We start from the raw sequence: 791 nt of genomic DNA on the forward strand, positions 1-791 counted from the left end.
TTGCAAAGAGAAAATATAGGAATTTTTAACTATTTTAGTCGAAACGTTCCGCAACGGAACGTTATACAAAACCGTTGTACACCATTTTGACCAAAAACTAAACTTCTGACATAAAAATCGTGAATTTTATAAAAAACATTCTGACAAGAAAACCAAAAAACTCAACTGAATTTGTTCAAAGGTTTATTCGTGACAGCAAGAAAAGTAGAGTCCAACTTGAGATAATTAGAAACAATGAGATTATACTACAAGTTGATTCGCTCAAATTCACACCGTCTTGGTTCAAAATATTTGACGTCGATAAAATAAAATATCAAAACGGATTTGTGATTTTCTTTATAATTGACCGTGATGGAATTGAAAATAATCGGACATATATTAAATATAAAAAATCGGATTTAAAACTTATCGAATTGGACGAAATGCATGGACAAACACCAATTCGAACTTTTGCCAAATTTATAGAGGAAACAGATGACAGTGTGTTTTTAGGAAAAGAAATGAAAAAAATCATCGATGGAATTTTTGAGTTCACAGAAACTGACCATCAAGCAATATTTAATCTGAGATACTTAAAATAAAAAAAACGGTGTACAACAATGGCTATAATTCAGCGGGGCTGAAATAATTAAAACAATATTCATACTTTTAAAGAAGCTAAAAAGTTACTCGGACAAATTTGGGAAGCAGCTCCCCACTCCGATGTTCCGCCAAAGGCGGATCCCCGGCGTCGCTGCCAACCCGCCGAAATTTTAGCCTTAACCGTTACCGTTAAATGGCTTCGACATTTC

Annotated in this window: 1 protein-coding gene; it reads left to right on the forward strand. The window is 33.8% G+C overall.

Annotated elements, in window-relative coordinates:
- The first annotated feature begins 119 nt into the window (after positions 1–119).
- A complete protein-coding gene (locus JS40_RS00040; RefSeq protein ID WP_233273922.1) occupies positions 120–581 on the forward strand; it encodes a hypothetical protein in 462 nt (153 codons plus the stop codon).
- Positions 582–791 lie beyond the last annotated feature (210 nt).

It is taken from the genome of Altibacter lentus (assembly GCF_000746845.1).
GTDB lineage: Bacteria > Bacteroidota > Bacteroidia > Flavobacteriales > Flavobacteriaceae > Altibacter > Altibacter lentus.